Origin of the sequence: Pseudomonas sp. 5C2 (genome assembly GCF_034314155.1) — a bacterium.
Taxonomy (GTDB): domain Bacteria; phylum Pseudomonadota; class Gammaproteobacteria; order Pseudomonadales; family Pseudomonadaceae; genus Aquipseudomonas.
The window spans coordinates 21978-47556 of the sequence record NZ_JAVIWH010000003.1 but is presented as its reverse complement, the minus strand read 5'-3'; the positions used below and the strand labels follow the sequence as shown (position 1 = coordinate 47556).

General features: G+C 58.8%; 23 protein-coding genes. 14 read left to right on the top strand and 9 right to left on the bottom strand.

What is annotated here, in order from left to right:
* Positions 1 to 24: 24 nt before the first annotated feature.
* From adeC to RGU44_RS14895, 3 genes are read right to left on the bottom strand one after another with little or no spacing between them, the layout of a single operon-like run.
* Entirely contained in the window at positions 25 to 1485 is a 1461-nt protein-coding gene (gene adeC / locus RGU44_RS14905; RefSeq protein ID WP_322181661.1) for an AdeC/AdeK/OprM family multidrug efflux complex outer membrane factor, read from the bottom strand.
* Entirely contained in the window at positions 1482 to 4622 is a 3141-nt protein-coding gene (locus RGU44_RS14900; protein ID WP_322217872.1) for an efflux RND transporter permease subunit, read from the bottom strand. The genes adeC and RGU44_RS14900 overlap by 4 nt, the downstream gene beginning before the upstream one ends.
* Before the next feature lie 3 nt (positions 4623 to 4625).
* Positions 4626 to 5786, bottom strand: coding sequence for an efflux RND transporter periplasmic adaptor subunit (locus RGU44_RS14895; RefSeq protein ID WP_322181657.1), 1161 nt, complete (start codon positions 5784 to 5786; stop codon positions 4626 to 4628).
* Between the two features lie 250 nt (positions 5787 to 6036).
* Here RGU44_RS14895 and RGU44_RS14890 point away from each other — a divergent pair, with 250 nt between their 5' ends.
* From RGU44_RS14890 to RGU44_RS14870, 5 genes are all read left to right on the top strand, one after another.
* A complete protein-coding gene (locus tag RGU44_RS14890; protein ID WP_322181655.1) occupies positions 6037 to 6669 on the top strand; it encodes a TetR family transcriptional regulator in 633 nt (210 codons plus the stop codon).
* A gap of 331 nt (positions 6670 to 7000) precedes the next feature.
* Complete coding sequence (locus RGU44_RS14885) at positions 7001 to 8131, top strand: DUF3396 domain-containing protein (RefSeq protein WP_322181648.1); 1131 nt, start codon at positions 7001 to 7003, stop codon at positions 8129 to 8131.
* 183 nt (positions 8132 to 8314) lie between these two features.
* Complete coding sequence (locus tag RGU44_RS14880) at positions 8315 to 9013, top strand: CoA transferase subunit A (RefSeq protein WP_322181646.1); 699 nt, start codon at positions 8315 to 8317, stop codon at positions 9011 to 9013.
* Between the two features lie 2 nt (positions 9014 to 9015).
* Positions 9016 to 9648, top strand: a complete 633-nt coding sequence (locus tag RGU44_RS14875) for a CoA transferase subunit B (protein ID WP_322217870.1) — start codon at positions 9016 to 9018, stop codon at positions 9646 to 9648.
* Between the two features lie 132 nt (positions 9649 to 9780).
* Positions 9781 to 10641: a cache domain-containing protein gene (locus RGU44_RS14870; RefSeq protein ID WP_322181642.1), complete on the top strand. Its 861-nt coding sequence runs from the start codon at positions 9781 to 9783 to the stop codon at positions 10639 to 10641.
* 59 nt (positions 10642 to 10700) lie between these two features.
* Here the strand turns inward: RGU44_RS14870 and RGU44_RS14865 are convergent, their stop codons facing one another.
* Together RGU44_RS14865 and RGU44_RS14860 are read right to left on the bottom strand one after the other, a co-directional pair.
* Positions 10701 to 12215 (bottom strand): MDR family MFS transporter, encoded by a 1515-nt coding sequence (locus RGU44_RS14865; RefSeq protein WP_322181640.1) that lies wholly within the window; start codon positions 12213 to 12215, stop codon positions 10701 to 10703.
* Positions 12216 to 12343: 128 nt separating this feature from the next.
* Positions 12344 to 13249: a LysR family transcriptional regulator gene (locus RGU44_RS14860; protein ID WP_322181638.1), complete on the bottom strand. Its 906-nt coding sequence runs from the start codon at positions 13247 to 13249 to the stop codon at positions 12344 to 12346.
* A 102-nt stretch (positions 13250 to 13351) separates the two neighbouring features.
* Between RGU44_RS14860 and RGU44_RS14855 the strand changes: the two genes are divergently transcribed.
* Positions 13352 to 13966, top strand: a complete 615-nt coding sequence (locus tag RGU44_RS14855) for an NAD(P)-dependent oxidoreductase (protein ID WP_322181636.1) — start codon at positions 13352 to 13354, stop codon at positions 13964 to 13966.
* Positions 13967 to 13973: 7 nt separating this feature from the next.
* Here RGU44_RS14855 and RGU44_RS14850 read toward each other — a convergent pair whose 3' ends face one another.
* Positions 13974 to 14864 (bottom strand): LysR substrate-binding domain-containing protein, encoded by an 891-nt coding sequence (locus RGU44_RS14850; protein WP_219062162.1) that lies wholly within the window; start codon positions 14862 to 14864, stop codon positions 13974 to 13976.
* Positions 14865 to 15024: 160 nt separating this feature from the next.
* Between RGU44_RS14850 and RGU44_RS14845 the strand changes: the two genes are divergently transcribed.
* From RGU44_RS14845 to RGU44_RS14820, 6 genes are all read left to right on the top strand, one after another.
* Positions 15025 to 16665: a 5-guanidino-2-oxopentanoate decarboxylase gene (locus tag RGU44_RS14845; RefSeq protein WP_322217867.1), complete on the top strand. Its 1641-nt coding sequence runs from the start codon at positions 15025 to 15027 to the stop codon at positions 16663 to 16665.
* Complete coding sequence (locus RGU44_RS14840) at positions 16659 to 18128, top strand: aldehyde dehydrogenase family protein (protein WP_322181631.1); 1470 nt, start codon at positions 16659 to 16661, stop codon at positions 18126 to 18128. Before RGU44_RS14845 ends, RGU44_RS14840 begins: the two co-directional genes overlap by 7 nt.
* Positions 18129 to 18351: 223 nt before the next feature.
* Entirely contained in the window at positions 18352 to 19455 is a 1104-nt protein-coding gene (locus RGU44_RS14835; protein ID WP_322181629.1) for an ABC transporter substrate-binding protein, read from the top strand.
* Between the two features lie 91 nt (positions 19456 to 19546).
* Positions 19547 to 20455, top strand: coding sequence for an ABC transporter permease (locus RGU44_RS14830; RefSeq protein WP_322217865.1), 909 nt, complete (start codon positions 19547 to 19549; stop codon positions 20453 to 20455).
* Positions 20452 to 21309 carry an ABC transporter permease gene (locus RGU44_RS14825; RefSeq protein WP_219062157.1) on the top strand — a complete coding sequence of 286 codons (858 nt, stop codon included), beginning with the start codon at positions 20452 to 20454 and terminating at the stop codon, positions 21307 to 21309. The genes RGU44_RS14830 and RGU44_RS14825 overlap by 4 nt, the downstream gene beginning before the upstream one ends.
* A 19-nt stretch (positions 21310 to 21328) precedes the next feature.
* Positions 21329 to 22384: an ABC transporter ATP-binding protein gene (locus tag RGU44_RS14820; RefSeq protein ID WP_322181624.1), complete on the top strand. Its 1056-nt coding sequence runs from the start codon at positions 21329 to 21331 to the stop codon at positions 22382 to 22384.
* 28 nt (positions 22385 to 22412) lie between these two features.
* Here RGU44_RS14820 and RGU44_RS14815 read toward each other — a convergent pair whose 3' ends face one another.
* The gene (locus tag RGU44_RS14815; RefSeq protein WP_322181622.1) at positions 22413 to 23342 is read right to left on the bottom strand and encodes an AraC family transcriptional regulator; all 930 of its coding nucleotides are present in this window, start codon (positions 23340 to 23342) and stop codon (positions 22413 to 22415) included.
* 347 nt (positions 23343 to 23689) lie between these two features.
* Between RGU44_RS14815 and RGU44_RS14810 the strand changes: the two genes are divergently transcribed.
* Together RGU44_RS14810 and RGU44_RS14805 are read left to right on the top strand one after the other, a co-directional pair.
* Entirely contained in the window at positions 23690 to 24061 is a 372-nt protein-coding gene (locus RGU44_RS14810; protein WP_322217863.1) for an antibiotic biosynthesis monooxygenase family protein, read from the top strand.
* Between the two features lie 37 nt (positions 24062 to 24098).
* Complete coding sequence (locus tag RGU44_RS14805; RefSeq protein WP_322181618.1) at positions 24099 to 24329, top strand: hypothetical protein; 231 nt, start codon at positions 24099 to 24101, stop codon at positions 24327 to 24329.
* 6 nt (positions 24330 to 24335) lie between these two features.
* Here RGU44_RS14805 and RGU44_RS14800 read toward each other — a convergent pair whose 3' ends face one another.
* Positions 24336 to 24959: a flavin reductase family protein gene (locus RGU44_RS14800; protein WP_322181616.1), complete on the bottom strand. Its 624-nt coding sequence runs from the start codon at positions 24957 to 24959 to the stop codon at positions 24336 to 24338.
* A 135-nt stretch (positions 24960 to 25094) separates the two neighbouring features.
* The gene (locus RGU44_RS14795) at positions 25095 to 25487 is read right to left on the bottom strand and encodes a hypothetical protein (RefSeq protein ID WP_322217861.1); all 393 of its coding nucleotides are present in this window, start codon (positions 25485 to 25487) and stop codon (positions 25095 to 25097) included.
* Positions 25488 to 25579: the final 92 nt, after the last annotated feature.

Genomic DNA, 25579 nt, shown 5'->3' with positions numbered 1-25579 from the left:
TGGGTTTTTTATGGGGTGCTGAAACTAGAACAGTCTGGTTTCAGGCACGTCGCCGGTCGCAGGTTTGGCCTGTCCGGTCTGTTCGTACCAACCGCCACCCAAGGCTTTGTACAGATTGACCTCGCTGACCAGTTGCGAGAGGCGATCAGTGATCAATGACTGTTGCGCACTGAACAGCGAGCGCTGGGCGTCGAGGAACGTCAGGTTGCTGTCGATCCCGATCCGGTAACGACGCTCGGCCAAACGGTAGTAGTCCTGGTTGGCAGCAACCAGATCACGCTGGGCCTTGAGCTGGTCGTTGTAGGTCTGGCGCGAGGCCAGCCCGTCGGAGACTTCCTGGAACGCGGTCTGAATGGTCTTTTCGTAATTGGCGACGCCAATGTCTTTCTGGATTTTGGAGTAATCCAGGCTGGCACGCAGGCTGCCCGCGTTGAAAATCGGCAGATTGATTTTCGGCGAGAACAACCAAGTGCCCGAGCCGCCATTGAACAGCCCGGACAGATCAGGGCTGGCAGTGCCGGCACTGGCTGTCAGGGTGATGCTTGGGAAGAACGCGGCTCGCGCTGCGCCGATGTTGGCGTTGGAGGCCTTGAGCTTATGCTCTGCTTCAAGGATGTCCGGGCGCCGTTGCAGCAAGTCCGACGGCAAGCCCGCCGGCATTTTGCTGAGCAGATCGGCACTGAGCGGCTGGCTTGCAGGCAAGTTGGCCGGGAGGCCGGTGCCCAGCAGCAGCGTCAGGTTGTTCTGGTCTTGAGCGACCAGCCGTTGGTATTGCGCCAGTTTGACACGGGCACCTTCAACCGACGTCCGTGACTGGCTCACGTCCAGCGCAGAAGCGACGCCGACTTCATTGCTGCGGGCGGTGAGCCGGTAGCTCTCTTCGAACGCTTTAAGCGTGTCCTGAGTCAGCTTGAGCTGTTCCTTGTCTGCCTCCCATACCAGGTAGGCATTGGCGACGCTGGCCACCAAACTGATCTGCGTGCTGCGGCGAGCTTCCTCGCTGGAGAAGTAAGTCTCCAGCGCTTGCTCGCTGAGGCTGCGTACGCGGCCGAACAGATCCAGCTCATAGGCGCTGATGCCCAGGGTCGCCGAGTATTGACTGTTGATGCCCGCTTTGCCGCTGGTGGACAGGTCGGCCGGAACGCGTTGACGGCTGCCGCTGCCATCGGCCGAAACGGCCGGGAACAGGTCGGCGCGCTGGATGCGATATTGCGCACGGTAGGCGTCGATGTTCAGAGCCGCGACACGCAGGTCGCGGTTGTTGACCAGCGCGGTCTCAATCAGCTGTTGCAGGGCCGGGTCTTGAAAAAACTGACGCCAGCCTTGTTCGGCAGCGGCGACTGCGGCCGATTCAGTTGGCGAATAAGCCGGACCTTGTGGCCATTGCGCAGACACCGGCGCTGCTGGCTGATTGTAATCGGGGATCAACGAGCAGCCGCCAAGAATGAACGCGGTGACTGCCAGAGCGATCAGGGACTTGCTCATTGGCCAGCCTCATCGTGTGGAGTTTCTGTCGGTTTTACCTTGCTTTTGAACAGCGAGGATATCGAAACAAAGAACAATGGCACCCAGAAAATCGCCAGGACCGTGGCCGTAATCATACCGCCGATTACCCCTGTACCGATCGAGTGCTGGCTGCCCGAGCCTGCACCCGTGGAAATCGCCAGCGGGACCACACCGAGGATGAACGCCATGGACGTCATCACAATTGGCCTCAACCGCATGCGGCAGGCTTCAATCGCCGCTTCGGTATAGCTTTTCCCCTGCTCATGCAGTTCCTTGGCGAACTCGACGATCAGAATGGCGTTCTTCGCCGACAGACCGACGGTCACCAACAAGCCCACCTGGAAGAACACGTCGTTGGACAGGCCACGCATGCTGGTGGCTATCAACGCACCGATAACCCCCAGTGGCACCACCAGCATGACCGAGATAGGAATTGACCAGCTTTCATACAAGGCTGCCAGACAGAGGAACACCACCAGCAGCGACAGGGCGTACAGCGCTGGCGCCTGAGAACCGGACAGACGTTCTTCATAGGACAGGCCGGTCCATGAGTAACCGATACCGGCCGGGAGTTTTTTGATGATGGATTCGACTTCGTCCATGGCCTGCCCGGTGCTATAGCCCGGTGCTGGCACACCCAATATCTCTTCAGCGGTTACGCCGTTGTAACGTGACAGTTTCGGCGAGCCATACACCCACTTGCCACTGGCAAAGGAGGCGAAGGGCACCATCTCACCGGTAGCGTTGCGCACATACCACTTCTTCAAGTCTTCAGGTGACATCCGGCTGCCGGCTTCACCCTGAACGTAGACCTTCTTGACCCGACCGCGGTCGATGAAGTCGTTGACGTAATTGCCACCTAGCGCAATCGACAGCGTGGTGTTGATGTCCAGCATCGTCACGCCCAAGGCATTGGCACGTTCGTCATCGATGACCAGTTGGTACTGGGGCTCATCGTTCAGACCGTTGGGGCGCACACCTGCAAGAATCTTGCTTTGGGCGGCCAGACCGAGGAACTGGTTACGAGCCTCCATCAGCTTGGCATGGCCGAGCCCTGCCTGATCCTGCAGGTAAAGGTCGAAACCCGTGGCGTTACCCAGTTCCAGTACCGAGGGTGGAACGACAGCGAATGTCATCGAGTCGCGGAAGCTGAAGAAGTGTGCCTGGGCACGCTTGGCCAGCGCGAACACGCTGTTCTCGGCCGTGCGCTCGTCCCATGGTTTAAGCATGATAAACGCCAGGCCCGAACTTTGGCCGCGACCGGCGAAGTTGAAGCCGTTCACGGTGAACACCGACTTGACCCCTGCGCCTTCCTTATCGAGCAGGTAGCTGCGCATATTGTCGAGTACGGTTTGCGTACGCTCTGAGGATGAGCCCGCGGGTGTCTGCACCTGGGCGAAGATCACGCCCTGGTCTTCTTCTGGCAGGAACGCGCTCGGGATGCTGTTGAACATCCAGACCATCCCGGCAAAGATCAGCGCATAGGCCAGATAAGCCGGAGTTTTGTGCTTGATCATGTTGCCGACGCCGCGCTCGTAACTCAGTACGCTGCGGTCGAAGGTGCGGTTGAACCAGCCGAAAAAACCACGCTTGGGTTGACCGTGTTTTTCGTGGTCAATCGGTTTGAGCAGGGTTGCACACAACGCTGGCGTGAAGATCAGGGCAACCAGCACCGAGAGCGCCATGGCTGAAACGATGGTGATCGAGAACTGTTTGTAAATCACCCCTGTGGAGCCGCCGAAGAACGCCATTGGCAGCAGAACCGCCGACAGTACCAAGGCAATACCGACCAGAGCCCCTTGAATCTGACCCATGGATTTTCGCGTGGCGTCTCTGGGTGACAGTTTTTCTTCGGCCATTACCCGTTCGACGTTCTCCACCACCACAATCGCATCGTCCACCAGCAAGCCGATGGCCAGCACCATGCCGAACATGGTCAGGGTGTTGATGGTAAAGCCCGCCGCCGCGAGGACACCGAACGTACCGAGCAAGACCACGGGCACGGTCATCGTGGTGATGATCGTGGCCCGCAAGTTCTGCAGGAACAGGTACATCACCAGGAACACCAGAACGATGGCTTCGACCAGGGTGTGGATTACACCCGAGATCGATTCAGTGACGACTGGCGTGGTGTCATACGGATACACCGCTTTCATGCCAGGCGGAAAAAAAGGTTCCAGTTGGGCAATCGTGGTGCGGATCGCTTTCGCGGTGTCCAGTGCGTTGGCGCCAGTGGCCAGTTTAATGGCAAGGCCGGAAGCCGCTTTGCCGTTGAACTGGGCACTGACGCTGTAGTTCTCGCCCCCCAGACCGACGCTGGCGACATCTTTCAGGCGTACCTGGGAGCCATCAAGGTTGACCTTGAGTAGGATTTTTTCGAATTGTTCGGCTGTTTGCAGACGGGTTTTGCCAATGATGGTGGCGTTCAGTTGTTGGCCGGGAAGCGCAGGCAGACCACCGATCTGACCCGATGAAACCTGAACGTTCTGTGCCGTGATAGCGGCTTTAACGTCCACCGGGGTCAGCTGGAAGTTGTTCAGCTTGGCCGGGTCCAGCCAGATACGCATGGCGTACTGGGCACCGAAGACCTGAAAGTCACCGACACCGGCGGTCCGTGAGATAGGGTCCTGCATGTTCGACACGATGTAGTTGGCCAAGTCATCCTTGGTCATGCTGCCGTCTTCGGACACCAAACCGACGACCATCAGGAAGTTTTTCACCGCCTTGGTCACACGAATACCTTGCTGCTGCACTTCTTGTGGCAGCAGGGGTGTTGCCAGGTTCAGTTTGTTCTGGACCTGAACCTGCGCGATATCAGGGTTGGTGCCCTGGTTGAACGTCGCAGTGATGGTCATGCTGCCATCGGAGTTACTTTCAGAACCGACATACCGCAGGTTGTCGATACCGTTGAGTTGTTGTTCGATGACCTGAACCACGGTGTCCTGCACGGTCTGTGCGGACGCACCTGGGTAGGTCACCTGGATCGCGATGGCGGGCGGTGCAATGGCCGGGTATTGGTTGATCGGCAGTTTGAGGATCGAGAGTGCCCCGACCAACATGATGATCAGGGCAATTACCCAGGCAAAGATTGGACGGTCGATAAAAAATTTCGACATGAATTACTCCCCTTTACTGCTCGCGGCTTTTTCAGTGGCCGGTGCAGGTGCCGGGTTTGTTGCCTTGACGTTGGTCGCTTCGGCGACCTTCACTTCAGCGCCAGGTTTGACGTACTGCAGACCTTCGGTAATGACACGGTCACCCGGGTTCAGACCGCTTTCGACCAGCCAGTCGTTGCCAACGGTGCGCGAGGCCACAAGGGTGCGCAGTTCGACCTTGTTGTCCTTGTTCACGATCAGCGAGGTCGGCGTGCCTTTCAGGTCACGCGTTACGCCCTGTTGCGGAACCAGAATCGCGGCTTTGTTCACGCCAGACTGCAGTTGAGCATGCACGAACATGCCTGGCAGTAAGGTGTGAGCCGGGTTCGGGAACTTGGCGCGCAAGGTGACGGAGCCTGTGGTCTGATCGACCGAGACTTCCGAGAACTCCAGTTTGCCTTCAAGTGGATAGGGGCTGTTGTCTTCCAGGGTCAACTTGACCTTGGCCGCGTTTTCTCCGGCTTTTTGCAGTTGGCCGCCTTCAAGTTCATGCCGCAGCTTGAGCATGTCGGTCGAAGACTGGACAACGTCGACGTAGATCGGGTCCAGTTGCTGAATCACTGCCATGGCGTTGGTCTGGGCGTTATTGACCAGCGCGCCTTCTGTGACGGCAGAGCGGCCGATACGCCCGGAGATCGGGGCGAGCACTTTGGTGTAGCGCAAGTTGATCTGAGCGGTCTGCAGGGCTGCCTGTGCTTCCAGGGCGGAAGCTTGTGCCGTGTCGTATTCCTGGCGGCTCACCGCCTGCTCGTTCACCAACTGCTTATAACGATCAGCCAGCGATTTTGCCGACTGCAGGGTCGCCTTGGCACTGTTGGCCGTCGCTTCGTAAAGCGCCGGGTCGATCTGGTAAAGCTGCTCGCCAGCCTTGACGTCACCGCCTTCAGTGAACAACCGCTTGAGAATGATGCCGTTGACCTGAGGACGCACTTCAGCAATGCGGTACGCCGTGGTACGGCCCGGCAGCTCAGTGGTCAGGGTATAAGCTTGCGTTTGCAGGGTAACGACACCGACCTGAGGAGGGGGCGGCGCTGGCGCAGCCTCTTGCTTTTTATTGCATCCGCTGAGCAGTGTTGCCAGGGCGACGGCAGTGACCAGAACGGTAACAGCTGGCTTGAATTGCATGAAGATCCTCGGCTCAGGAGCTTGAGTTGCTCAAGAAAGTAAAAAGGTGAAAAAAGGGGTGACTAGATAAGTAGCATGCTAAGGAATATACTTACGTTCATGGTTGTTTGTAAATACCCTGCACTGCGACACTCCAGCACGGCAAGGCATGAAAGTAGGTCCGGGACAAGGCAATACAAAGGCTGCCCGGTGCAGTCGCAGGCCGATTGACGTCATCAGCTTGCGACATTTTGATTGAGGTTTTACTGCCATGGTCCGTCGCACCAAAGAGGAAGCTCAGGAAACCCGAAGCCAGATTCTGGAAGCTGCCGAGAAGGCGTTCTATGAGCGCGGGGTGGCCCGCACCACGCTCGCGGACATTGCCAAGCTTGCGGGTGTGACTCGTGGCGCCATTTATTGGCACTTCAGCAATAAAGCTGATCTGGTGCAGGCGATGCTCGACAGCCTGCATGAGCCGCTCGATGAAATGGCCAAAGCCAGCGAAAGTGAGGACGAAGTTGACCCGCTGGGCTGCATGCGAAAATTGCTGATTCATTTGTTTCATCAAGTTGCACTAGACCCTAAAACCCGTCGCATCAATGAAATTCTGTTTCATAAGTGCGAATTCACCGATGAAATGTGTGACATGCGGCGACAGCGTCAAGCTGCAGCCGTCGACTGCAATGACCGCATCGGGCTGGCCCTGAGCAATGCCGTGCGTAAAAACCAATTGCCTGCCGATCTGAACACCACACGCGCCTCGATCTGTCTGCATGGCTATATTGACGGCATTCTTGGCCAGTGGTTGCTGATCCCGGACAGCTTTGCGCTCTGTAAAGAGGCCGAGCAACTGGTCGATACCGTTCTGGACATGCTTCGCTTGAGCCCCGCTTTGCGTTCTTGAACGGTGCTCAGGCAGCGCTATCCGAACGAATATAACCGGATGGCGCTTGGCCTGTATTTATATCTTCCTGCACGTTGTCGGGATAGTTAGTTTACTAAGTATTTACCTACCTTTTTTGCCAGCGTGCGTGGGCGTGCAGAACGTCCTGCTGCGCTTCGGCTCGCGCTGCCATGCCTCGAAAACGCTGAAAAGTCGCTATTTTTGTAGGACATGAGTAGGACGCTTCTTGAAATGCGTGGCTGATTTCCCAAAGTAATTTTCGCGTATTGCCCCTCTCCGAAAGACCCTTCAGTCTCTGCAGTCAGAAAACTTCAGATTGAGAGGACAGGGCATGTCAGAAATTGTCTCTGATGACGTAAGCCCTTTGGGTCGGCTCAGGTATCAGGCTGCGAGTCTGGCGATCAACTCTGCTGAAGGCGATCCAGTCGTTCGCCTAGGGCTGATTACCACGCTCTACTTCAGGCACGGCCACACACTGGAAACCAAACAGCGGATAGAAGAATGTTTCGTCTGGTTTCGCCAGCAGTTCAAAGCCAGGCTCAAATGGCAGTTCTACAAGCACCTGCGAAAAATGACGCCCAGCAGCTTTGCCGGTTGTCGACGCAAGATTCTCGACAGTTCGCCGGACGAGCAATTTATCTGGTCGATTGGCAGTGGCACGTTGCAAGAAACTGCCGAGTATCGGCTGTTTGTCATGAACACGCCCCGAAGCCAGGCCGACATTGATCGCTCCTGTCTGAAAATGGTCTTGCCGTTGTCCATGCTGCTTGAGCCCGAAGGCGCTCAACGCTATGAGTGCTGGCTTAAATACCTGTGTGATCAGGTCCAGGCAGAGCATGGTTATGGTGGTCTGGCGTGCGTGTTTCCTAATGACGGTCATCACTACTTCCCGTTGGAATACCAACTGGCGCAGAAATATACCGGCCTGATGGTCGATCCCTTGCCGCATATAGACAGCTTGCGCTTGCTCGATCACATCAAAGGGGTGAATTGGTACACGATTATTGGTAACCGCTTTGTCGCGCGGTTGGGCGGCAGCGATGCATTGCGCCGACAGCTCAGCCGTTGCAGTGCCGTCGTTTTTCATGCCTATAACGATGGCTTGATCATCCGCGCCGGCGTCTTGCCGGACCTGGGCAGGCAGGGTGAGGCGTCGCCAGCGGCTTACGTTGATGTGAACGCTGCGCTCAAATCGATACGCGTACAGGACACCGGTTGTCTGCACCCCTATCCCGTGCATGGAGGCTTTAGCGAAGCGTCCACCGCGCGGTGGTATGCGCGCTTCGACGAACAGCCCAAGCCTGCGCTTAACGTGGGTGACCCCTGCACGCACACCGGTTACTGGTTCAGCAACGCCACGGCGCGCTCGCGGCGACTGTTTACCGAAGGTGACGTCATGCCGGCTTTCCCGCACTTGAAGGCTGGGCGGGTTCAATGGTTTTGGGTGGAAGGGGCCAAGTGATAGTGGGCTCAATGACTTTCTGAGGACCAGGGACCGACGCCAGGGGTACCCAAACTCGTCTCGATGAATACTGCGTTATCCCCATCAGCGGTCTACGCTCAGACGACACCGTAAAGCCACGACCCGAAACCTGCGCCGCTGCCCGCGATAACCTTGGGCATGGCGATCTTCGAGGAATAACAATTGAACAAAATCTACTCGACCGCCGAATCAGCTCTGCAAGGTCTCGTCGAAGATGGCATGACCCTGGCGGTTGGCGGCTTTGGCCTGTGTGGTATTCCGGAAGCCTTGATCGCCGCGCTACGAGACAGCGGCAAGCGTGAGTTGACCGTCATCAGCAACAACGCTGGCGTTGACGGCTTTGGCCTGGGCCAACTGCTCACCACCCGGCAGATCCGCAAAATGATCTCGTCCTACGTGGGCGAGAACAAAGAGTTCGAGCGTCAGTATCTGGCTGGAGAGCTGGAGCTTGAATTCACCCCTCAAGGAACACTGGCCGAAAAGTTGCGTGCGGGCGGCGCGGGTATCCCGGCGTTTTTTACCAAAACCGGTTACGGCACCTTGGTCGCCGAGGGCAAGGAAACCCGTGAGTTCGATGGCGAGTGGTTCGTGATGGAGCGCTCCCTGCGCGCCGACGTTGCCTTGGTCAAAGCCTGGAAGGCGGACAAATCCGGCAACCTGGTGTTCAACAAGACCGCGCGCAACTTTAACCCGCTGGCAGCCATGGCCGCGAAAGTCTGCGTGGTCGAAGTCGAAGAGATCGTCGAGCTCGGCGAGCTGGACCCGGATCAGATTCACTTGCCGGGCATTTACGTACAGCGTCTGGTGCTCAACGCCACGCCTGAAAAACGTATCGAACAACGCACTGTGCGGAGCGCCTGATCATGGCCTGGACTCGTGAAGAAATGGCGCAACGCGCTGCCCAAGAATTGCAGGACGGCTTTTACGTCAACCTCGGTATCGGTTTGCCGACGTTGGTCGCCAACTACATTCCCGAAGGCATGGACGTTTGGCTGCAAAGTGAAAATGGCCTGCTGGGTATCGGCCCGTTTCCGCGTGACAACGAAGTCGACCCTGACCTGATCAATGCGGGTAAACAGACCATCACCACGTTGCCCGGCAGCAGCTTTTTCAACAGTGCCGACTCGTTTGCGATGATCCGGGGCGGCCATATCAACCTGTCGATTCTTGGGGCCATGCAGGTTTCTGAAAAAGGTGATCTGGCCAACTGGATGATCCCTGGGAAGATGGTCAAGGGCATGGGGGGCGCCATGGACCTGGTAGCCGGGGTCAAGCGTGTTGTCGTATTGATGGAGCACACGGCCAAGGGCGGCGCCCACAAGCTGTTGAAAAACTGCGACCTGCCGTTGACCGGCGTTGGCGTGGTCGACCGGGTCATCACCGACCTGGCCGTGCTGGATGTCACCGAGGCCGGTTTGAAACTGGTGGAAATTGCCCCTGGAGTGAGCCTGCAAGCGCTGCAAGACGCTACGGGGTGCAAGGTGATTTCCGATTGAAACATTCTGCGAGGCCGGTCAGGCAGGCTCGGCTTAAGGGGGCGGTCCAGCGAACCTTGTCTTTGTGAATAATTCCCTATCTCCACCAGCCGTCTAAGCTATGACGACACTAATAAGATTGGGGAATGCGCAATGAGGGGTCTGCTGAAACAAGCTGTAGTGGGCGGATTGTTATGCCTGTGCTTCAGCCATGCTTGGGCGGCAGCTGAAACGACGGCGAAAACAGTCGATGATGGGCAGGCCGCCAAGGCCTTGCTGGTCAAAGCGCTGGCTCGATATCACGATCAGGGCGATAAGGCATTTGCCGAATTCAGCCGTCAGGGGGACTTCGTCAAGGGGGAACTCTATGTCTATGTGGTCGATACCAACGGCGTGATGCTGGCCAGCGGCGGGCCTTCCGTTGCGTTGATCGGACGTGACGTGTCCGATTTACTGGGACCTGATTTGCAAAAAGCGTTCAAGCAAGGCCTGGCGGCACCGCAAGCCGAGGGTATCCAGCAGGCAGAATACCGCTGGCAGAACTGGAGCGATGGCAAGGTCGAGCTCAAGCACGTGTACTACCAGCGTGTGGGTGACCGGATCCTGGCGGTCGGTTATTACCTGCCACGCGCATCGTCCGAACAGGCCAAGGCCTTGCTGGACAAAGCCTCCGCTGAACTGGCCAAGGACGAGCAGGGCACCCTCAGCGCCATCAACAGTTTGAAAGGCGGGTTCCTTCACGATGACCTCTATGTGTTCGTGGTCGATCTGAACAACCAGCGTTATGCCGCCCACGGTACCAATCTGCGGCTGATCAATACGGATTTCAGCAAGGTCAAAGACCCTGAAGGTAAGCCCGTGGGCGAGCCGATTCTGGCGTTGATCAAAAAACAGGACGAGGGCGAATACGAATACCGTTGGCGCAACCCGGTGACCAACAAGGTAGAGAACAAGCACGCGTACGTGCGCAAGGTCGGTCACTATCTGGTCGCGGTGGGTTACTACAGCCTATAACGTCATCAACCCTGTCGCTTCGTCAGGCCGCCGCGAATCAGCGACCTGGCGAAGCTGTTTCAGACGTCCCTGTCTTTGTCCCCGCGCCCGCGCAACAGGTTGTCAGGCATCGCCAGTGCGGCGGCCAGACCTAACAGCGAAATCCCCGCGCTGACCATCAGTAAATGCCGGAATGTCAGGAGCAATTCCCCTCGCAAGTATTGTTGCGCCGGTCCACTGGCGGCATTCAGGCTGTCCATCAATACGTTGCCCGAACTGCCTTCGGCGCCCATGGGGGTGCCGCTCAGTTGTGCGAGGCCGGACCGTTGCAGCATTGCCAGCAGCAGCGCCGACATCAGTGCCACACCGACTGCGCCACCCAGTGAGCGGAACAGGTTGGTGGTGCTGGTGGCGACGCCCATGTCTCGCTGCGCCACCGAATTTTGAGTGCCGACCAGCGACGTTGGGAACTGCAGGCCGCTGGCAAAACCGGTCAACACCATGAACGCACCGCTGAGCAGCGCTGCTTGCGGTGGGGTGTAGGCCATGCCCAGGATGGCAAGGGGCATCAACACTGCTCCGATGAGAATCATCGGTTTGTAGCGCCCGGTCATTGAGGTGCGCCGGCCGGCGAAATACGCGCCCATGGGCATGCCGATGGCCAATGGCATCAGGTGCAGGGCTGCGCTGTCGGCACCGCCGCCGGTCACGGTCTGGAAGCGCAGTGGCAGCAACACGATCAAGGAGATGGCCTGGAAACTGGTGAAGAACATCGTGCACCAGCACAACACCGCGTTGCGATTTGCAAACAGGTGCATCGGCAGCAAGGGCTCCTGGGTGCGATGCTCGTACCCGACAAACGTGATCAGGGCCAAGAGCGCGATCCCCAGCAGCGCGAGCACCTGGCTGTCGCGCCAGTCATGGCCTTGGCCGATTTCGGTAATGCCCAGCAACAGCGCACTCAGGCCGATGATCATCAGCAGCGTGCCGAGGTAGTCGATGATCGGCTTGCGTTGTGGAATAGGCAGCCCGACCAGCCTGCGGTGGGCGATCCACAAGGCGCTGATGCCCAGCGGCAGATTGATCAGGAATACCCAGCGCCACGACAGGTATTGGGTCATGAAGCCGCCGAGCACCGGCCCGGCCACGCTCGCCAGCGCGTACATGCCGCTGAAGTAACCTTGATAACGCCCGCGTTCGCGAGGCGGGATGATGTCGCCAATGATCGCCTGACTGACCGAAACCATGCCGCCCGCGCCGATGCCCTGAAGTATCCGCGCCAGCACCAGTTGCTCCATGCTTTGGGCCACGCCGCAGAACAATGAGGCCAGGGTGAACATTCCCAGACCAAACAGCATCAGGCGCCGGCGTCCATACAGATCGCCGAGCTTGCCATAAATAGGCACCGCAACAGTCATCGCCACCATGTAGGCAGAGATCACCCACGCGAGCAGGTCGAAATCGTTGAATTGCGCAGAGATCGCCGGCATCGAGACTGCAACAATGGTCTGATCCAGTGCGCTGAGAAAGACCGCCATCATCAGCGCGAATAACACGCCTCGGATCGCAGGTTTAGGTTGGTTGAGACTGGTCAAGTAGGGGCTCAACTAGCAGTGACCTCGCCGTAAAAGTCGGCAGGACAGGGCAGGCTATTCTAGACCGATAGCAGGCTACTCGATAGGGCGGTATGCATGCCGGCCGAATAACAAATTGCGAATCTCTGTCAAAGGTTCTCATCCCATTCGGGTCCTGCCTTGAACCGGTCGACGAGGAAGTCCAACAAACTGCGCAAGGTGGTGGGCATATGCTTGCGTGAGGCGTACACCGCATACAGGGTCAGGTCCAGAGGCCGCGCTTCGGGTAATAGCCGGATCAGCTCACCGTTGCGCAGAAACGGGCTGACCAGGTACGACGGTAGCATTGCCACGCCGGCTCCAGCCATGGTTGCACGCATCAGGGCGGTGGTTTCGTTGCCACTGATATTGCCGTGGATAGGCACAGCGACCTGTTCGCCATCCTGCTCGAAATGCCACAGGCTTTTACCGAAATAGGAATGTGTCAGGCAATTATGCTCGCTGAGGTCTTCCACTCGCAGTGGCGAGGGATGTTCGTGCAAGTAGCCCGGTGACGCGCAGATCACCGAGCGACAGACCGTTAGGCGCCGCGCAATCAGATTCGGGTCCAAGTCATTGCTGGCTCGAATGGCCAGATCAATGCGCTCGTCGATCAGATTCACCGTGCGGTCCAGGGCCTGCATATCGATGCTCACGCCGGGGTGCCGTTTAACGAAGTCGCTGACCGCATCGGCCATTTGCGCGTGACCGAAAGAGGTACTGACGCTGATGCGTAAAGCGCCGCGCAGCGTATCGGCCGGAACGCTGACAGCCGCCTGCATATCGGCCGACAGCTCTAATAACTGCCGGCAGCGTGGCAGGGTTTCGTTGCCTGCGGCGGTGAGGCTCAGTTTGCGCGTGGTGCGGTGCATCAGGCGTGCGCCGATCCAGTCTTCCAGCTCGGCCAGGTAGCGCGAAATCACTGGTCTCGACATGTCCAGATGGTCCGCCGCTGCTGACTGGCTGCCCCTGTCCACCACTGTCACGAACACCCGCATTGCGATTAGCCGATCCATGATTTGCCCGATTTTAGAAACAAACTATGCTCAATCATCGCATTTTTTGTACTGAGTCGCGCAACTAAGCTCTGTTCATTACCTTACCTTCGGAGAACCACCATGAGCAAAATCGCAATTATCGGTGCCACCGGCCGTGCCGGAAGTCAGCTGTTAGAAGAAGCCCTGCGCCGTGGTCATAGCGTGACGGCCATTGCTCGGGACCCTTCCTCTCTCGCCGGACGTGCGGGCGTGGTCTGCAAAAACCTGGATGTCAGCGATGCCAAGGCCTATACCGATGCAGTCGCCGGGCATGACGTGGTGATCAGTGCGACGCATTTTTCCAGTGTGTCGGCCCGCGCGACCATCGAACCGGTGAAGCAGGCTGGGGTTCCCCGTCTGTTGGTGGTAGGCGGGGCTGGCAGTCTGTTCGTCGCGCCGGGTCTGCGGGTGATCGATACGCCAGACTTCCCTGAAGAGTACAAAGCCGAAGCCGGCGCGGGTGTGGCGTTTCTGGAGACGCTGAGTCAGGAAAAGTCGCTGGACTGGACCTTTCTTTCGCCGTCGGCGGAGTTCTTCGAAGGCGAACGCACCGGTGCATTTCGTCTGGGTAAAGACGATTTGCTGGTCAGTGCCGCCGGTAAAAGTTCGATCAGCTTTGCCGACTATGCCATCGCCATGCTCGATGAAGTTGAGCAGCACGCGCACCCGCGTCAGCGCTTTACAGTTGGCTATTGAGCGTCAGTTATTGACTGGCGCGCTCGGCCGCCTGGACGAGCAGCCAGTCGATCAGTTCGCGTAACTCGGGCGATGGGTCGGAGCGTTCGGGATACACCAGGTAATACGCGGCACCGGTGCGCACCTTGAGGTCGAAGGGCGCCACCAGCCGTCCGGCGCTGAGGTCCTCGCCGATCAGAGCCCAATCACCGATGGCCACGCCTGTCCCTTGTGATGCGACTGACATGGCGAGGTCCAGCGTGTCGAAATGCTGGCCCTTGGCGATATTACTGACGGTCGCTCCGGCGACCTTGAGCCAGCTTTCCCAATCACGCTGGTCGCGAGTCGGGTGCAGCAGCATGTGCTGCTCCAGATCGGCCAGGGTCTTGAGCGGTATCGGCCCGGCCAACAGTTGCTGAGAACAGACCGGGGTCAATTGCTCATCGAATAGATGATGTGCCGCCACCGAATTGGCCGGCGGTGCCCCATACACTACGGCGGCATCAAACTCTTCGCGGCGGAAATCCACGGCATGTTGCACGGTGGTGGTCAGCTCGACGGGGACATCCGGGCGCTCTTTCTGCCACTGCAACAAACGCGGCAGCAGCCAACGCATCATGCACGTCGGGGCCTTGAGTCGCAGGGTTTCGCGTTTCGCACCGACGTGTTCGACCGCTTCGTCGATCAACGAAAACACTTTCTGAATCCGTGGGAACAGCTCGCGCCCTTGGGCGGTCAGGCTCAGTCCGCGTGCCTGGCGCTGGAACAACGTATAGCCCAGATGACTTTCCAGCCCCGAGATCTGCCGGCTCACTGCGCCTTGGGTGATGTGCAGCAGTTCTGCGGCCCGCGTGAAATTGCAGCACTGGGCTGTAATCAGAAAAGTATGCAGGGCAGGTAAGGGCGGCAGGCGTTTCATCGGGGCTCAGGCATGAATGGAGGACATGCCTAGCATGACATTTTTTGCGTTGTCACCGCTACGGCATGCCGGGTCCAATTGGGCCTCATCTGCAGTGTGTCTGGCAGGCCTGAGCGCCGCGACAACGTGCAGTTCCCGAATAAAAGAAAGGCAGACGAACATGGCAACGTGCGGCGAAGTATTGGTCAAATTGCTCGAGGGCTATGGCGTCGAGCAGGTCTTCGGTATCCCGGGTGTGCACACCGTCGAGCTCTATCGCGGGCTCGCCGGCTCGTCGATCAACCATGTCACGCCGCGCCATGAGCAAGGCGCCGGCTTCATGGCCGACGGTTATGCGCGCACCCGTGGCAAGCCGGGTGTGTGCTTCATCATCACCGGCCCCGGCATGACCAACATCACCACGGCCATGGGCCAGGCCTACGCTGACTCGATTCCGATGCTGGTGATTTCCAGTGTGCAATCGCGCAGCCAGTTGGGCGGCGGGCGCGGCAAGTTGCATGAGCTGCCATCGCAGAGCAATCTGGTCGCGGGCGTTGCCGCGTTTTCCCACACCTTGATGTCGGCGTCGGAATTACCGGCAGTGCTGGCTCGCGCGTTTGCGTTGTTTCAGGCCGGTCGTCCACGCCCGGTGCACATCGAAATCCCCCTTGATGTATTGGTAGAAAATGCCGACGCGTTGCTCACCAGCGAACCTGTGAATGTCAGCCGTGCCGGTGCGGCGCCCGAGGCCATCGCGCGAATGGTCAGCCTGCTGGCGGCGGCCAGGCGGCCATTGATTCTGGCCGGTGGTGGCGCCATCGATGCCGCGCCTGCGTTGGCACGGCTTGCTGAACAGTTGGAAGCCCCGGTAGCGCTGACCATCAATGCCAAGGGCATGCTGCCATCGCGTCACCCACTGTTGATCGGCTCAACCCAATCGCTGGTGGCGACGCGTGCGCTGGTAGCTGAGGCCGATGTGGTATTGGCCATCGGCACCGAACTGGCCGAAACCGATTACGACATCACCTTCGCCGGTGGTTTCGAGATCCCGGGTGCATTGCTGCGCATTGATATCGACCCTGATCAGACCGTGCGCAACTATGCGCCGCAGGTGGCGCTGGTCGCCGATGCCGACACGGCCGTGCAAGCTTTGTTGGCCGGGCTTGGCAAAAAAGAACTGGCTCCACGCTGCGCGGACTGGGGCCTCACGCGCGCCGCTGCGTTGCGCGAAACCCTGGCGACCACCTGGGACGACGCCACTCGCGGGCAGACTGTTTTTTTGCAGACGGTGCTCGACGTGTTACCCGATGCGGTGCTGGTCGGCGACTCGACTCAACCCGTCTACACCGGCAATTTGACCCTCAATCTGGAGCAGCCGCGTCGCTGGTTCAACTCATCGACCGGTTACGGCACCCTCGGTTACGCCTTGCCTGCCGCGATTGGCGCCTGGCTGGGGCGTGCTTCTGAAGCCAAGGCTCGTGGCGCCGTGGTGTGCCTGATAGGCGATGGGGGTTTGCAATTTACCCTCTCGGAACTGGCCAGCGCCGTGGAAGCGCGCACGCCGATCATCGTCCTGCTCTGGAATAACCAGGGCTACGAGGAAATCAAAAAATACATGGTCAACCGCTCGATTGAACCGGTGGGCGTCGACATTTATACCCCCGACTTTATCGGCGTCGCCAAAGCCTTGGGCTGTGAAGCAGAGAGGATTGCTGGCGTCGAGGAACTGAAGCTGGCGTTGCGAAAAGCGGGCGACCGCCAATGCCCGACCTTGATCGAAATAGACCAGACCCTCTGGATGACCGGAATGAAAGCATGCTGAACGCTCAAGCGAACCCGAATAGCACACCCCTTGCTGGGCTCTACATTGATGGCCAATGGTTGTCGGGCAGTGAGCAACTTAGGGTGATCAACCCGGCCACCGAAGCGCCGCTGGCGACGTTGGCTGGCGGCGATGCCACGGACGTCGAACACGCTGTGCGAGCCGCGCGTCTGGCACTCCCTATCTGGTCACAGACCACGGGAGCGGCCAGGGGCGTGCTGTTGCGCAAGATCGTCAGCGGGGTGCGGGAACGACGCGAGCGACTGATTGAGCTGCAATCGCGCAACAACGGTAAGCCGCTGTTTGAGGCCGCAATCGATGTCGATGATGTCATCGCCACATTCGACTATTACGCCAGCCTGGCCGAAGCGCTGGACGGGCAGCAAGACAGCACCGTGACGCTACCCAGTGAAGACTTCGCGGCGCGTCTACGGCGTGAACCGTGTGGCGTCGTCGGGTTGATCGTGCCGTGGAACTTCCCGATGGTCACCACTGCCTGGAAGCTGGCCCCCGCCTTGGCAGCCGGCTGTTGCGTGGTATTGAAACCGTCGGAAGTCACGCCGCTGCCGGAGCTCGAACTGGCCGACATCATTGCGCAAAGCGGTCTGCCCGCCGGGGTGTTCAACCTGGTCTGCGGGACCGGGCTGGCAGTCGGTGCGCCACTGTCGGCGCACCCGAACGTCGCGAAAATCTCATTTACCGGCAGCACTGCGGTGGGGGTTCAGGTTATGCAGCGGGCCGCTGAAACGGTCAAGGGCGTGAGCCTGGAACTCGGCGGTAAGTCCTCGCTGCTGGTGCTGGCCGATGCCGATCTGGATCTGGCGGTGGAGCTGGCCAGCGGTGGCGGATTTTTCAATGCCGGGCAGATGTGTTCAGCCACCAGTCGTGTATTGGTTGCCGATGAGTTGGTCGACGCATTCCTCGAAAAGCTCAAGGCGCGCGCTGAAGCCATCCGCGTGGCCGACCCCTTCGAGCCCGAAGTCGAGATGGGCGCACTGGTCAATCAGGCTCAATACCAACGGGTGCTCGGGCATATCGCGCGGGGTGTGAACGACGGCGCACGCCTGGTGTGCGGTGGTAAGCGGCCTGCGGATCTATCCCGCGGATATTTTATACAGCCCACGGTGTTCACCGATGTGCCCCTGGACAGTGCGTTATGGCGCGAAGAGATTTTCGGCCCTGTGCTGTGCGTGCGCCGTTTCGCCACGGAAGACGAGGCCATCGCCTTGGCCAACGACAGCGAATTCGGCCTTGTGGCCAGCGTGGTCAGTCGCAATCCGGGCACGGCTGATCGTGTCGCCAATGCACTGCAAGCAGGCCTGGTATGGATCAACGCGCCGCAGGTGATTTTTCCGCAGGCCGCGTGGGGTGGCTACAAGCAGAGCAGCATCGGTCGCGAGCTGGGGCCTTGGGGACTGCAGGCTTTTCAGGAACTCAAACACGTCATCCGCGCCGCCTTTTAGCACCAAAGCAGCTCACGCATGCCTCCTGTCGAGGCATGCGTTTGACACATGGCTTCAATGACAAATTTTCGATTGTTGCGTCTCAAGCCCCGCCTCAGGATGACCGTGTCGAATCAGCTACGGCCCCCGGAGCACGGGAGCTGTAGCGGGATCAACTGGCGCACTCAGCCTGGGGCGAAGCTGCGATCAATCCTCACTTTTAGAAAAACAAAAGGAGTCCGTCATGGGCGAGCATGATCTGAACAGAAGGCAATTCATCAAGACGGTGGGCGTTGCATCGGTCGCCGCGGCTGCGATGTCGATGCCCTTCATCAGGGCCAGTGCCAGTGATACCCGGTTTCAGGGGAAAACCCTGCGCTTGCTCACCTGGTCCGACGACACTGGCCTGGCGGCACTGCGCAATATCGCGGCCACCTTCGAAGCCAAAACCGGTGCCAAGGTTATTGCCGACCGTACTGGCAGCACCTCGGAAATGGTCGCCAAGCTCAAGGCCGGTGGTGATCGTCCGCAATACGACATCATCACCCTCGCCGGTGTCGGTGCTGAAGGCCTGGCCGCTGCCGGTCTGCTGGAAAAACCAGACCTCAATCGCATCCCCAATATTGTCGACGTGCCTGAAAAATACCGCACAGGCGCCAACGGTCACGGCATCGGTTATCTACTGTGGTGCAACAGCCTGATCTACAGTACCCGCACGGTAAAAGAAGCGCCGGACAGCTATGCCGCACTGTGGGATCGGGATCTGGCACCGAACATTTTCCTGCCGCCGCCGAACTGGACCGAGGCCATGGACCTGATCATCATCGCCGCCAAACTGGCCGGTGGCGATGAGCACAACATCGAACCCGGTTTCAAGAAACTGGCAGAGCTCAAGGACCGCGTAGTGACCTTGGGCGAGAACCCGAACCAGATTGCAGAGCTGTTCCGCACGGGCTCGCTGGACATGGGTGGCCTGTATGCCCCGGCGTTCTTTCCGAAACAGATTCGCGATCCGGCCTACGGTCTGGGTGCTACCTTTGGTATGAAAGAAGGCTTCTATACCGACCTGATGCAGTCGGTCATGCCGAAAAATCGTCCGGGCGACACCGATCTGGCTTACGCCTTCATCAACCATTCTCTCGACCCTTTGGTGCAGGGCAAGATGGCCGAAGACATCTTCAACGGCCCGGTCAACGCCAAGGCAATCATCTCGGCAGAAGCGCGCAAGAGCCCGTACATCCTTACGCCGGAACAGATTGCCGACAAAGCGATCATGCACGACAACGCTTTCCTGGCCACCGTTCACGATCAGTGGATTCGTCGTTACACGGAAATCTTCTCTTCCTGAGTTGCGAATCGCGGGCAAGCAAGCGCCTACATGCTCCTGTAGGAACGCGCTTGCCCGCGATGCTGAATCCATCTCCCACGAGATCACCGCCATGGAACACCCTCCTTTGATCAGCTCGGCCGCCGCGCCCTCGGTACACCGGGCTAAAACGATTTCCCCCACGGCGCGCGCCTGGCTTTTTCTCTCGCCATCGATGCTGTTTCTCGCGGTGTTGATTGCCGCCAGCCTCCTGGTGTTGCGCATGAGTGTCGGCACCAAGGGCGCCGAATGGTCCGGCTTCAGCCTTGCCAGCTACGCACAACTGGCTGAGCCGTATTACCTGAAGTCATTACTGCTGACCTTGCGCCTGGCATTGTTCAGTGCGGTGATCGCGGTGGTACTGGCGATTCCGGTGGCGTACACCATGTCGCGCTTGCAGTCGCCTTTGTTGCGTCGGGTGTTTCTGGCTGCCGTGCTCCTGCCGCTGCTGGTCAACCTGCTGCTGCAAAGCTACGGCTGGCTGGTGATTCTCGGCCCGGGCGGCATGCTCAATCAGGCGTTGATGGGGCTGGGCATCATCACCCGTCCGGTGATGATGCTCTACAACCAAAATGGTGTGCTGATGGGCCTGGTGCAAACCGCTTTCCCATTGGCGGTATTACCGATTGCCAGCGCCATGCGCGGGGTTTCGCGCAGCTATGAAGAAGCCGCCGCCACCTTGGGCGCCAGTCGTTTTCAAGTGTTTCGCCAAGTAGTGTTGCCGATGAGCCTGCCTGGCATCATCACCGGCGCCACGCTGGTGTTCGCCTACAACGCCAGCAGTTTCGTCGTGCCGTTACTGCTCGGCGGTCGGCGGGTGCCCATGCTGGCGGTGATGGTCCACGACCAGATCGCGCCCCTGATGAACTGGCCTGCTGCCTCGGCTGCCGGTGTGGTGTTGATCGTCACCACCCTGGCAATCATGACCCTCTCTGAATACATCACCGGCCGTCGTCGCCGTCTGCTGGAGGCTTCGCAATGAGCAGCCCCTCGAAAAGCCGCTTGCGCTTTCAACCGATCCTACCTGGAGACACCGGTCGCTTGGCGGGTGTCCTCTCAGGCTTCATTCTGTTGCTGGCCGTGCTGCCGATTCTGACCATGATCGTCATGTCGTTCAGTGGTGCCTCGAACCTGGACTTTCCGCCCAGCAGCTACAGCCTGCAGTGGTACAAGGCCGCCTGGAATACCTTTGTTTCCCCCGACGCCAGTGATGTGTTGAGTCTAGGTAAAGCCATGACCACCAGTCTGTGGGTCGCGTGCCTGACCATGGTCCTGGCGACCCTGGTCGCGGTGCCTGCGTCCTATGCCCTGACACGCTGCGAATTTCGCGGCAAGGGTGTGGCACTGCAACTAATGTCGCTGCCGCTGGTGTTTCCCATGGTGGTGCTCGGTCTGGCGTTGCTGCTGATATTCGACAGCCTGCCGTTTCAGATGAACACCTCGCGGCTCGTTATCGCACACGTAATTCTGGCGCTGCCGTTCGTGGTGAAAAACTGCACTGCGGCGATGATGTCCATCGGCAGCGAAGTCGAGGAGGCCGCGCAAATGCTCGGCGCTTCACCGTTGCGGGCCATTGTCGACGTGGTTGTGCCGTTGATGAAATCGGGGATTCTTGCCGGGATGTTGTTGGCGTTTATCGTCTCGTTCAACGAGTTCACCGTCACCTACTTCCTCTACAACATCGACGTGATGACCGTGCCGATCTGGATGTACAGCCGCACCGTGTCATCGCTGGATCCGACCGTCTTTTCGTTTGCCGTGTTGATCGTGCTGATCGACTTCGTCCTGATTTGGGCGTTGGAGAAGCTGGTCGGTGAAGGTGGCGTTTCGTTCTAATTTTTTGAGGTTTAGGTAAATGACCGGATTAATCCTGGAAAACGTCGAGAAATTCTACGGCTCGGCCTGCGCGGTAACGGACGTCAACCTGCACCTGCCCGAAGGCAAACTGGTATGTTTTCTCGGCCCCTCCGGCTGCGGCAAGACCACCTTGTTGCGCATGATCGCGGGCCTGGAAACCTTGAGCGGCGGCGAGATTCGTCTCGATGGCGAGGACGTGAGCCATACCCCGGCGCACCAGCGCAACTTCGGCATGGTGTTCCAGTCACTGGCGCTGTTCCCGCACATGACGGTGGGGGAAAACATCGCGTACCCGTTGAAACTGCGTGGCGTAAGCAAGGCCGACCAGCAAGCGCGGGTCAAGGAATTGCTTGAGTTGATCCAGTTGCAGCAAATGGTTGATCGGCCAGTGGCCAAGCTTTCGGGTGGTCAGCGTCAGCGCGTGGCCATTGCGCGGGCGATTGCATCGCACCCCAAACTGCTGCTGTTGGATGAGCCCTTGTCGGCACTCGATGCCAAGCTCCGCGAGTCGATGCAGGTGGAGATTCGCCAACTGCAACAACGGCTGAATATCACCACTATCCTGGTGACTCACGATCAGCGCGAAGCCATGACCATGGCCGACATTGTGGTGGTACTGGGGCAGAATCGCGTGCAACAAGTTGGCACGCCGATTGAGATCTATCGCAACCCGGCCAACGAGTTCGTCGCCGACTTTATTGGCTCGGGCAATATCTTTCCTGCTATCGCACTGGGCAACGGGCGCGTCGGCTTGCCCGGCGGTGAAGCGTTGGACGTACCGATCTGCGCGAGCATTGAGGCGGGTGCCAAGATCAAAATGTTGGTGCGCCCGGAGGATCTGCAACTATCGTTGCCGCTGCCGACTGCTGGCAATCGTCTGTTGGGCACCGTGACCTTCGTTCGTGATATCGGCGCGACCATCGAAACCACTATCGATTGCGCCGGTGTTTCGCTGACCGCGCTGAGTACCCCGTGCCAGGGCTTCGGTCTGAGCATCGGCAATCCGGTGTCGATCACCATTCCTGCCGAGGCTTGCCGGGTACTGACGGCCTGAACGTGTATGACTGACCGCTGGTGGCGGGTTAAACGCGCTTGCGCAGCCGAGCCAGGTCGCGCAAGGGCGGTGCGCCGAACAGACGGCTGTACTCGCGACTGAACTGCGAAGGGCTTTCATAGCCGACCCGATAACCGGCTGCCGAGGCGTCCAGCCCGTCAGCCAGCATCAACCGTCGGGCTTCCTGCAACCGTAGCTGCTTTTGGTACTGCAAGGGACTCATGGCCGTCACCGACTTGAAGCGATGGTGCAGCGTTGACACGCTGAGGTTCACTTCGCGCGCCAGATCTTCGATCCGCAAGGGTTGCTCGTAGTTGCTGTTGAGCCATTTTATTGCCTGCGTGACGCGATGCGTCTGGCTGTTGGACATCGCGATTTCATACAGCTGATAGCCCTGCTGACTGCGTAACAGACGGTAAAGGATCTCGCGCTGAATCAGCGGCGCGAGCATGGCAATGTCTTTTGGAGTGGACAGCAAGCGTGTCAGACGCAGCACTGCATCGAGCAGTTGCGAATCAATGCGCTCGATATACAGCCCGCGTCCGGTCGGACGGGTCGGCACGCTCATGAGGCCGGCTTCGGCGATCAGGGTATTGATTTGCGCGGGGTCGATGTCCAGACGCAGCGCCAGGTTCGGGTGCTCCGGCGTGGCATGCTGAATACAGCCACTGAGCGGCATCGCCACCGAAAGCACCAGATAATTCAGCGGGTCATAGGTGTAGCTTTCGTCACCCAGGCGCACGTCCTTGCTGCCTTGGGCGAGGATGCACAGCGCCGGTTGCGCCAGCGTCGGAAACGATTGGACCGGATGATCGTAGCGAACCATGTACAGCGGCGCGACGGCAGTGGTGAAAATGCCATCTTCAGGCGCAAAGCGTCGAATGATATCGGCCAGCTCGGCACGCTGCTTTTCCATATCATCGTCCACCTGAACGCTAGGGGGCTCACGCTGTAACATGCCTCGAATCCTCTGATGGTTCACCGATGAGCACAGCCTATTTTTGTGCAAAAAAAAGCGCTACCTGGATTCTGCTCAATGCTTGCCTGATTCTGTCGGCGCGCGTGCAGAGAGGCAGCAACTCCCGCTTATCAAGGCCTGAACTTGCTTGATGCTCCGTTGTTCGACAGGCGCGGAATTGTTGCGCTCAGGTTCAGGTGCAACAGGCAGCAAACACCCTGATGCAGTAATAGGCAATAACCGGGCAGAAACCGGCTAACGGCAAATTCCCCTACCGGCCTAATCTCTGGTGCTGTAGCGAGTTGCGCCGCGCCCCATAAAAGCTGTCCACCTCAGGAGTGCAGATCATGCCCAATCCAGGCCCCGTGAGCCACCTTGCCTTTGCCCGTGCCCGAACCGGATGCAGTGCACACTTGGGCGTGCGATTGAGTCGCCTGATCGATCCGACGTTGAAGGCACCGGGCTGCCTGCACTTTGCGTTGCAGCAATCAATGTGCGACCCGGATTTGTGGTTGGTGTCTGGCTTATGGTCCAGCGAGCAGGCGATGAACGCTTACTTCTCGACCCCGGAACTAAGCGTTTTCGCCGACGTGGTGCAGGAACTGGTGGTCAGCAGTCTGGATTTTCATACCTTTGCCACTGTTAGCGCGGCGCAGGCTAACCAGATGCACGGTGTGGACATGACCACCGCCCTGCGGTCTGGCGTGCAAACGGTTTAGAATTGCCGCGATCCCATTAACAGGCAGGATAAGCGGCATGGCACGTAAAGAGTTCAAAGACGTCGAAGCGGTTTCCGCAGTCATGCCCGGTGAGGGCGGTTACGATGCGGCGATTGCCGTCAAAGCCCATGGCGCGGGTGGCGCGCCACGTTTTCATCGTGTGCTGGACGGGCAAAAATTCAAAACAGCGCATGAAGCCGACCAGGCCGCGACCGAGGTATTGGCCCGTCTGGTCGATGTCGATGCGCACGGCGAGTTGGTGTTTTAACCTGGTTTAAACGGTGGGCCGGTACATCTTAAACAGTGATTCCGGCCCCAGCTGAAAGTAATCGGCAGGGCCGCCTCCGCGCAAAATAGGCTCTGCGGCCGCAGTGTCGTAGATGCCGTCTTTCAACAGTGACTTGGCAATATGCACCGCCACCACTTCGCCAAGAATCAGCCAGCTCGACACCAACTCTCTGTTCGCGCGTTGCAGCTGCACGATCTGCGTGACCTTGCATTCGAACGACACCGGCGTCTCCAGCACGCGCGGCACCTTGATGATGCGCGATGCCACGGGGGTCAGGTTCGCCAACTCAAATTCATCAGTTCCCGGCGGGACGGCTGCGCAGCTCTTGTTCATTGCTTCGGCCAGTGGCCGGGTCGCCAGATTCCAGGCGAACTCGCCAGTCTGTTCGATGTTATTCAGGCTGTCCTTACGACCGACACTGCAAAAGCCAATGATTGGCGGAATGTAGTTAAAGGCGTTGAAGAAACTGTAAGGCGCCAGATTCAGATTGCCCTGAGCATCCTGGGATGAAATCCAGCCGATAGGACGCGGGCCGACGATGGCATTGAACGGGTCGTGGGGCAGGCGATGCCCTTGGGAAGGTTCGTAGAAATGGATATCGTCTGGCATGGCGGGATTCCTGATGACAACAGCTGCTTTGGGAAAGACTGCCATAGTGCAAGGCATCGACCAGCGTTTCCAGACTTTCATGCCGCGCAAAATTAAGCCCGGCATAAGCCGGGCTGGAAGGAGCAGTGTGAGCTGTTAGCTCACACGGTTTGCACCGACGTGGTCAGCACCATCAGCGGCGACACGGTTTGCACCGACGTGATCAGCGCCATCAGCGGCGACACGGTTTGCACCGACGTGATCAGCGCCATCAGCGGCGACACGGTTTGCACCGACGTGGTCAGCGCCATCAGCGGCGGCACGGTTTGCACCGACGTGGTCAGCACCATCAGCGGCGACACGGTTTGCACCGACGTGATCAGCACCATCAGCGGCGACACGGTTTGCACCGACGTGATCAGCACCATCAGCAGCAACATGAGTAGCGCTAGTGTGAGCCGAACCATTTTCTGCAAAAGCGGGAAGGGCGAACGCGCTGCTGGCCAATACCGAGAACGCCAGGCCGAAGATAAGTTTTGAAGTTTTCATGATGTTTGCTCTGCATGTTCGTGGGTTGTAAGTTGCTATTGGGTGAATGTTACGCCGCTCGGTTTAATTAAGAAGTCATTAAGGATGCTAGC